The following is an 8,886-nucleotide window of genomic DNA, read 5'->3' as shown; positions in this document are numbered from 1 at the left end:
ACAGAGTGACACCCGAAGGTTAAACGACAAGCTGAGTCGTCGCCGTCGCCGTCCTGATCACTTCCGCCAGCGGCCGATGGTGTCACGCTCCCGGCCGCACACCCCCCCGGAAGCTCGACCACCAGATCTTCTCCACCTTGACCACCTCCCCGGTCCGCGGAGCATGGATCATCTTCCCGCCCCCGATGTAGATCCCGACATGATCAAGATCGGCATGGAAGAAGACGAGATCGCCGGGAATGAGGCCCGCACGGTTCACGCGGCGCCCCTCATTCCATTGTGATCCGGTGTAGTGGCTCAGCGACACCCCGGCCTTCCCCCAGACCCACTGCGTCAGGCCGGAGCAGTCGAAGGACTTCGGCCCCGCCGCGGCCCACACGTAGGGCTTGCCCAGCTGGGCGTATGCCTCCTGCACCGCGCGCGACGCGCCACCGCCGCCCGTCGGCGGGATGGGTGCCGGGGTAGTCGGGGCCGCTGCGAACGCCCGGCCCGCGGCTGCGACCGCGGCCGACTCCTTCCGATAACGGACCCGTTCGGCCGCGGCCTTCCTGGCCGCCGATGCCGCGGCGGCGGCCGCCGCCGCCCTGCGGGCCCGCGCGGCGGCGGCCTGGCGTTCCCTGGCCTGCCGCTCCAGCAATGCGTAGCGGGATTCGAGCCGCTGCAGCAGGCTGCGCTGCTCGGCGGCGGACGCCTCGATAGACCGCTTCCGTGCGGCGAGCCGCATGACGATCTTCCTCTTGCCCGCAAGTGCCACGTCAGCGCTCCGGCGTGCCTCGGTGAGATCCCGACGCGCGAGCCGCAGGCCGGTGTCCGCCACGCGTTGCCGGCGGGCCAGCGCATCGACCGCACCGGCCCGGTCGAGTACCTGTCGGGGATCGCCAGTCAGCAGCAACGACAGTTGCCCGAATCCCCCGGCCCGATTCGCCGACACCGCCAACCCCCGGTGTTTGTCCGAGGCCTGCCGTACAGCATCGTCAGCGCGGTCGACCCGCCCGGCCGCGGCTGCCGCGGCCCGCTCGGCCTCGGCCAGCCGAATACGTTCGGCGTTGAACACCTCAGTGGCAATCGCCGTCTGACGAGTGGATTCGTCCAGCCGTACCCGGGTACCGTTGATCTCCGCCTGCAGGCTCTGCAGGCTCTGCAGGCTCTGCAGGCTCTCCGGGGCCGGCCCGGAGGCCGGAGTCGTCGGCGCCGCCCAGGCGGATCCGGCAAATCCCCAGACAACCGGAGGTCCGGCGACGAGAATGCCGACCAGTCCGAGAACAATGGGCGCTCCGGCTTTCGGACGCCATCCGGTCGGATCGTTCCCGGTCGGCTGGGGATCGTCGGTCGGGCCGGCGGCGGGAGTCTGCCTTGCGGCGTGTTTCGAAGTTCGCCGGCCGAACCCGGATGGCGGGACATCACGGGGACGGCGGGGCCCGGGGCGCGGTTCGCCGGCGCTATGCCAGCCCTCCGTGGGGACACTGCTCACACCGCCGGACGGTAACTCTATGCAGTTATAAAGTCACGGAATCACGCCGTAACGAGCGGAGAGTCTCCAAGCACCCACCGCCAGCCGATGAGATCGGGTCACAGGCCACCCAATTTAGCGATTTCACATGCCAGAAACAGCTAAGACACAGGTCGGGAACAGATCTTGCCGACTCTTCGGACCCGAGGATCCGGGACGAGCGCAGCGTGGCCGGGGACCGGGTGAGCGCAGTCCGCGCATCGCGCGGGGAATGACAGGAGAGACATGGACAAATTGAATTCGGGCGATACCGCGTGGATGCTCATCAGTTCCGCGATCGTGCTGTTCATGACGCCCGGACTGGCGTTCTTCTACGGTGGCATGGTCCGAGCGAAGAACGTGCTCGGAATGATCATGCAAAACTTCTTCTGCATCGGGATCGTCACGCTGATCTGGTCGGTCATCGGGTTCAGCGTCGCGTTCGGCGAGGGTAACGGCTTCTGGGGCGGATTCGACTTCTTCGCTCTCCAGGACCTCTCCGGCAGCGACGGCGCGATCCCGTACGTCGTGTTCGTCGCCTTCCAGCTGATGTTCGCGATCATCACGCCCGCCCTCATCACCGGCGCGATCGCCGATCGCATGAAGTTCAGCGCCTTCGCGATCTTCATCCCGCTCTGGTCGCTGCTGGTCTACTCGCCGATCGCACACTGGGTGTGGGCGAGCAAGGGCTGGTTGTTCGAGCGCGGCGCGATGGACTTCGCGGGCGGCACGGTCGTCCACGCCAACGCCGGTATCGCGGCGATCGTGCTGGCGCTGGTCCTCGGCAAGCGGGCCGGTTGGCCGACCGGCGACTTCCGCCCCCACAACGTCCCGTTCGTTCTCCTGGGCACCGGCATCCTGTGGGTCGGATGGTTCGGGTTCAACGCGGGTTCCGCGCTGGGCGCTAACAAGGTCGCCGGATACGCCCTGCTCAACACCCAGATCGCGACCGGCGTCGCGATCCTCGGATGGCTCGCGGTCGAGCAGCTGCGCGACGGCAAGGCGACCACCCTGGGAGCCGCGTCCGGCGCGGTCGCGGGTCTGGTGGCCATCACCCCGGCCTGTGGTTTCGTCTCTCCGATGGGTTCGATCGCCGTCGGCGGCATCGCCGGCGTCGTCTGCGCCCTGGCCACCTCGATCAAGGGCAAGGTCGGCATCGACGACTCGCTCGACGTCGGTGCGGTCCACCTGGTCGGCGGTGTGCTCGGAGCCCTGCTGACCGGCCTCTTCGCCAGCGTCGACACGAACGAGGCCGGCAAGGACGGTGTCTTCTACGGCGGCCCGTGGAGCGTCTTCGGGGAGCAGGCACTCGCCGTCGGCGCGACGCTGGGCTACTCGGCCGTCGTGACGGCGATCATCGCTCTCGCCCTGAAGTACACCATCGGTCTCCGGCTGAACGCCGACGACGAGATCGCCGGCATGGACGAGGCGTTGCACGGGGAGACGGCGTACCGCTTCACGTCCATCGGCGGTAGCGGCTCGCTGTCCACGAGCAGCATCAGCCCCGTCAAGGTGCCCGAGGAGGCCCAGGCATGACCAAGCTCGTCACCGCCGTCATCAAGCCGTTCAAGGTCGACGACGTGAAGGCGGCGCTCGAGACCCTGGGCGTGCACGGACTGACGATCTCCGAGGTCCAGGGCTACGGCCGGCAGAAGGGCCACACCGAGGTCTACCGCGGCGCCGAGTACAAGGTCGACTTCGTGCCAAAGATCAAGATCGAGGTGGTCGTCGCGGACGGGGCGGTCGACGATCTGGTCGCGGCGATCACGTCGTCGGCGCAGACCGGCAAGATCGGCGACGGCAAGATCTGGGTCGTTCCGGTCGAGTCGGTGGTACGGGTCCGTACCGGCGAGCGGGGGGCGGACGCGCTGTAGTAGTGCCGGGCGTGGCAACGCCACCGCGGTACGGCTCCATCGCACCACCCGACTCCATCCATCACTGTTACCACGCACCCCCGGCACCACGCACCCCCGGCACCACGCACCCCCGGCACCACGCACCACCCGCGACACCGCACGACCTGGTACCACCCGAGACCACAGTTGCGCTGGTGCGCGTTTCTGTGTCCTCGGCTCGGCGCTCCACTGGCCGTGATCGATCCGGACCCGAGATCGATCACGGCCAGACGGCCGAACGGAGGAGGACAGCCATGACGGACCGCCTGGAGATCCTCAAGGGCCGCTCCGAGCACCTGCCCACGGCGACCGGCCCACGGCTGCGCCGCATCCTCACCGACCTCGCCGACGATGCCCTGGTCGACCTGTTCGGCGAGGTCGGACCGGGAATCGCCCTGGTGGCCGTCGGCGGCTACGGACGCGCGGAACCCGCGTTCGGCAGCGATCTCGACCTCGTCCTCGTCCACGACGGCAAACGGAACGACATCTCCGCCGTCGCCGACGCGGTCTGGTATCCGCTGTGGGATTCGGGGGTGGGCCTCGATCACAGCGTGCGCACCGTCGACGAGGCCATCATGGTAGCCGACGGTGACCTCAAGGCCGCGCTCGGCCTGCTCGACGCCCGCCACGTCGCGGGTGACGCGACGCTGGCCACGCAGCTCGCCCAGCGGGCTCGCGCCCGGTGGCGGTCCCATGCCCCGAAACGACTACCCGAGCTCGCCGAGGCCGTTGCGGAACGGGCCACCCGGCTCGGTGAGGTCGCGTTCCTGCTCGAACCCGACCTGAAGGAATCCCGCGGCGGGCTGCGTGATGTCCATGCCCTGCACGCCCTCGCGGCGGCCTGGGTCGCCGAGTCCCCCTCCGCGCGGGTGATCGCCGCCGGTCAGGTGCTGCTCGATGCCCGCGGCGAGATCCGCCGGCTGAGCCGGGGACGAGCCCACGATCGGCTCCTGCTCCAGGACTCCGAGTCGCTCGCCACCATGCTCGGCTACGCCGACGCGTTCGCGCTCGCGCACGCGGTCGCCGACGCCGGACGCGCCATCTCCTGGACCTGGGACACCACCTGGTACCGGGTCGCGGCCGGCCTGCGGTCGGTGGCGCGGTGGCGCGGTGGCAGCCGGCGGCCGGCCCGCCGCCCCCTCGGCGAAGGGGTGGTCGACCAGGACGGCGAGGTCCAGCTCGCCCGGGACGTCGATCCGGCGAAGGACCCGGTCCTGGTGCTGCGGGCCGCCGCCGCGGCCGCACGAAGCGGGCTCCCGTTGGGCCGCTACGCCGTCGACCGGCTGGCCCGGGAGGCCCCACCGATGCCCGACCCCTGGCCTGACGCCGCCCGTGACGCGCTGGTCGCGCTGCTGGCCACCGGCGACGCGGCCGTGGGGGTACTGGAATCCCTCGACCAGGTGGGGCTGCTCGTCCGGCTCATCCCGGAGTGGGCGGCGGTGCGCAGCAGACCGCAACGCAATCCCTACCACCGCTATACCGTCGACCGACATCTGCTGGAGGCCGCGGCGCGGGCCGCCGCGCACACCCGCGAGGTGGACCGGCCGGATCTGTTGCTGCTCGGCGCCCTCCTGCACGATATCGGTAAGGGCTTCCCCGGCGACCACACCGAGGCGGGCATCGTGCAGATCGAACGGATCGGCCCGCGGCTGGGCCTGCCGCCCGAGGACGTCGACGTGCTTGTCGCCATGGTCCGCCACCACCTGCTTCTCGGCGAGGCCGCGACCAGGCGGGACATCGACGATCCCGGGACAATCGCGAGCGTCGCCGCGTCCGCCGGCAGCGTGCGGATCCTCACCCTGCTGCACCGACTGACCGAGGCCGACTCCCGGGCCACCGGTCCGACCGCGTGGAACGCCTGGAAGGCGCGGCTGATCGGTGACCTCGTCGAGCGGGCCCGGGCAGTCCTCGGCGGCGAGCGGGTCCCGTGTCCCCCGAGCCTCGACGATCGGCAGCGTGGCCTGCTCGCGCTGCCCGACGAGCACGTCGTCCAGGTCAATCCGCTGCCGGACGAGGGCATGTTCGAGATCGTGGTGGTCAACGCCGACCACGTCGGGCTGCTGGCGATCATCGCTGGTGTCCTCGCGCTGAACCGGTTGGACATCCGGCGGGCCTCGGCCCGGAGGAACGGCGGTCGGGCGCTGCTGCAGGCCGCCGTGGCGGCGCCGCACGAACGAGTACCGGAACCGGCGCGGCTGCTCGCCGACCTGCTCGCCGACCTGCGGGCCGCGCTCGCCGGCACCCTCGACGTCGCCGGTCGGCTCGCCGTCCGGGAACGCGACTACGCCGGGGCCAGGCGGTGGACCACGCCCGGCGCACCTCAGGTGATCTTCGATGACGACCTGGGATCGATGACCGTGATCGAGGTGCGCGCCCCAGACCAGGCCGGCGTGCTGTACCGGATCGTACGGGCGCTGTCCGGGTTGCGACTCGATGTCGCCACCGCCATCGTCGCGACCCTCGGACTAGACGTGGTGGACGCCTTCTACGTGCGGGAGGCCGATGGTGGTCCGCTGGCGGACGGCGGACGGCGCCGTGAGATCGCGGACGCGATCCTCGCGGCCCTGGGACCGATGGAACCCATAGACCGCGCGGAACCGGCCGGCCGGACCACACAGACGTGATCCAGCCCGCCGGGATCCGCTCGGACCGAGCGTCAGCACCGTCGTGGGAGACGCTATGATGAGCAGGCACGTTGGGAGGCTTCGCCTAGTCCGGTCTATGGCGCCGCACTGCTAATGCGGTTGGGGGCATACACCCCCTCCGGGGTTCAAATCCCCGAGCCTCCGCCCTTCGCGGTCGGGCCCGTCCGTTGTGGACGGGCCTCTGACCAGGAACAATGCTTTCGGCGTCCGAAATCTCCGAGCTGACGCCATCGCCGGTGCGGACGTCGCGTCGTGCGCGGAATTGCTGCGGCCACCGTCTCCGCCGCCTGCTGTCCCGCCGTGTGGGGTGCCAGGAGTCGGCTTGGGCCCGTGAGCTGGGGTTATGCGACAGCGTGGTGGTCGGCATGATGGTCAGCTGTGTCTGTACGCCTGGCCTATCTGATCTTCGTGCGGGTATGTGGCTGGCTGGTGCTGCTCGGTCGTTCGTCGGCGTCGAAGGACATCGAGCTGCTGGTGTTGCGGCATGAGGTCGCGGTGCTACGCCCTACCCAGCCGAGGCCGCGGTGGGACTGGGCGGATCGGGCGGTGCTCGCCGCACTGATCAGGCTTCTCCCCAAGGCGCTGGGAACGCACGGCTGGTCACCCCGGGCACCGTTCTGCGGTGGCACCGGCGTCTGGTCACACGGAAAGGGACCCACCCGCAGCGGACCGGACGGCCACCGATCAGCTCGGAGATCGCCGCGCTGATCAAGCGGCTCGCGACCGAGAACACGACATGGGGCTACCAGCGGATCCAGGGCGAGCTCCTCAAACTCGACCACCGGATGAGCGCCTCCACGATCCGCCGGATCTTGAAGACCCTCGGGCTGCCACCGGCTCCGCAACGGCAGACCGACACGACGTGGCGGCAGTTCCTGTGTACGCGGGCCTCGACAATGCTGGCGGTGGACTTCCTCCACGTGGACTGCGCGCTGACGCTGCGGCGTCTGTACTGCTTCTTCGCCATCGAGGTCGGCTCCCGCTCCGTCCACATCCTCGGGGTCACCGCCCACCCCGACGGACCGTGGAGCACCCAACAAGCCCGGAACCTCCTCCTGGACCTCGGTGACCGGGCGGCCGACTTCCGGTTCCTGGTCCGTGACCGCGCCGGACAGTTCACCTCGTCGTTCGACGCGGTCCTCGCCGACGCCGGCATCACCACCGTCACGATCCCACCCCGGACCCCGCGGGCGAACGCCCACGCAGAACGGTTTGTCCGAACCGTCCGGACCGAGGTCACCGACCGGATGCCGATATTCGGGGAGCGGCACCTGCGCGTTGTCCTGGCTGAGTACGCACGGCGCTACAACGGACGACGCCCCACCGCGGCCGCGACCTTCAACCACCACGGCCCGACCACCCCGTCGCGGACCTGAGCCAGGAACGGATCAAACGCCAGCCCGTCCTCGGCGGCCTGATCAACGAATACGAACGAGCCGCCTAAAAGACCAGGCCAACGCCGGTGGCCGAGTTCTCGCACCCCACACGCGGGCCTTCACCCCCGGCCTGAAGGCCGGAGCACTGGCCCGCACTCTGGTAGCAAGGAGTGGGAGGGCTCTGTAGCGGTCGGCGGCGACGTGTTCGAGAGTTTCTTTAGGGGCCTCCGTCACAGGTCATCTTCAACGGGGGCTGTCTGGTCTTTGTGGGCGCCGCGCATGGTGGGGAAGAGGACGACGTCGCGGAGGGTCGGGGCGCCGGTGAGCAGGGCAACGAACCGGTCGATGCCGAGCCCGAGGCCGGACATCGGGGGCATCCCGTATTCCATGGCCTCGATGAAGTCCTCTTCGAGCATCATGGTCTCGTCATCGCCGGCCTCCCGCAGCACGGCCTGTTCCTCAAGCCGCTGCCGCTGCTCGGCGGGGTCGACGAGTTCGGAGTAAGCCTTGACGATCTCCACGCCGTTCACCACGACCTGGAACATGTCAAGCGCGGTGGGGTCGGTGTCGCTGCGCCGGGCCAGCGGGATCAGTTCCACCGGGTGGTGCACGAGGAAGCACGGCTGGACGAGATCGGGTCGGACCGTCTTCTTGTAGAGCAGGTCTACCAGGCCGGCGTAGGACGGGGAGGTCCCGACGTCCAAGCCGAGCTCGGCCACCCGGGCACGCAGAGTGGGAAGATCGCGGACGACGGTGAGGTCGATGCCGGTGCGCCGCTCCACCTCGGCCCGGTAGTCGATCTCCGGCCAGTCTGCGCCGAAGTCGAGCTTGACACCCCCGTAGGTAACCGCCCGGGTGCCGAGGACGTCGTCGAGGACCGTGAGGATCAGTTCGCGGACGAAGGCCATGTTGTCGCGGTAGTCCCAGTAGGCGGCGTACCACTCCAGCATCGTGAACTCCTGGAGGTGCGAGGAGTCCATGCCTTCGTTGCGGAAGTTGCGGCCAAGTTCGTAGACGCGGTCGTAGGCGCCGACGACGATCCGCTTGAGATAGGTCTCGGGGGAGATCCGCAGGTAGAAGTCCTCACCGAGAGCGTTGTGCCTGGTGATGAACGGGCGGGCCGCGGCACCGGACGCTGCCTCTTGCAGCATCGGGGTTTCGACTTCGAGGAAGTCGTTGTCGTCAAGGAAACGGCGAATCCGCCTGATGATGTTCGCTCTGGTCTGGAAGCGTTCCCGGGACTCGGCGTTGACAAGCAGGTCGAGGTAGCGGCGGCGGTAACGAGCCTCGACGTTGGACAGGCCCTGCCACTTGTCCGGAAGGGCACGCACGGTCCGGTTCAGCACCGTCATCTCGGAGATGGCGACGGTCCGTTCGCCGCGGCGGGTGGTGTAGAGGCTGCCGGCGATCCCGACGAAGTCGCCGATCTTCACGGCCCGGGAGCATTCCTTGACGACCTCGGCGCCCAGATCGGTCTTGGA

General features: G+C 69.3%; 5 protein-coding genes, 1 tRNA gene and 1 pseudogene. 5 read left to right on the top strand and 2 right to left on the bottom strand.

Annotated features, from left to right (window positions below; genetic code table 11):
- Positions 1-82: 82 nt before the first annotated feature.
- Positions 83-1,471, bottom strand: a complete 1,389-nt coding sequence (locus AC08ON_RS11405; RefSeq protein WP_476616935.1) for a C40 family peptidase — start codon at positions 1,469-1,471, stop codon at positions 83-85.
- A 264-nt stretch (positions 1,472-1,735) separates the two neighbouring features.
- On the opposite strand from AC08ON_RS11405, the gene AC08ON_RS11400 reads away from it, so the two are divergent.
- The 5 genes and pseudogenes from AC08ON_RS11400 (at position 1,736) to AC08ON_RS11380 (ending at position 7,473) form a co-directional block, all read left to right on the top strand.
- Positions 1,736-3,025, top strand: a complete 1,290-nt coding sequence (locus tag AC08ON_RS11400) for an ammonium transporter (protein ID WP_476607559.1) — start codon at positions 1,736-1,738, stop codon at positions 3,023-3,025.
- Positions 3,022-3,363: a P-II family nitrogen regulator gene (locus AC08ON_RS11395; protein ID WP_011434886.1), complete on the top strand. Its 342-nt coding sequence runs from the start codon at positions 3,022-3,024 to the stop codon at positions 3,361-3,363. The genes AC08ON_RS11400 and AC08ON_RS11395 overlap by 4 nt, the downstream gene beginning before the upstream one ends.
- A 275-nt stretch (positions 3,364-3,638) precedes the next feature.
- Positions 3,639-6,008 (top strand): [protein-PII] uridylyltransferase, encoded by a 2,370-nt coding sequence (locus AC08ON_RS11390; RefSeq protein ID WP_476616934.1) that lies wholly within the window; start codon positions 3,639-3,641, stop codon positions 6,006-6,008.
- A 74-nt stretch (positions 6,009-6,082) separates the two neighbouring features.
- Positions 6,083-6,173 (top strand) — tRNA-Ser (locus AC08ON_RS11385).
- Between the two features lie 234 nt (positions 6,174-6,407).
- Positions 6,408-7,473 (top strand): annotated as a pseudogene (locus tag AC08ON_RS11380) (integrase core domain-containing protein).
- 162 nt (positions 7,474-7,635) lie between these two features.
- On the opposite strand, the gene lysS reads toward AC08ON_RS11380, so the two are convergent.
- The coding region (gene lysS, locus AC08ON_RS11375) for a lysine--tRNA ligase (RefSeq protein WP_476616933.1) at positions 7,636-8,886 on the bottom strand (1,251 nt) is incomplete at its 5' end.

This window comes from Frankia sp. CoWAU3 (genome assembly GCF_977971855.1).
This window is presented reverse-complemented; position numbering and strand designations above follow the sequence as displayed.

Excerpts from the sequence above, each read along its gene's own strand:
- AC08ON_RS11400 (WP_476607559.1), top strand. The coding sequence starts at position 1,736 with ATGGACAAATTGAATTCGGGCGATACCGCGTGGATGCTCATCAGTTCC.
- AC08ON_RS11395 (WP_011434886.1), top strand. The coding sequence starts at position 3,022 with ATGACCAAGCTCGTCACCGCCGTCATCAAGCCGTTCAAGGTCGACGAC.
- AC08ON_RS11390 (WP_476616934.1), top strand. The coding sequence starts at position 3,639 with ATGACGGACCGCCTGGAGATCCTCAAGGGCCGCTCCGAGCACCTGCCC.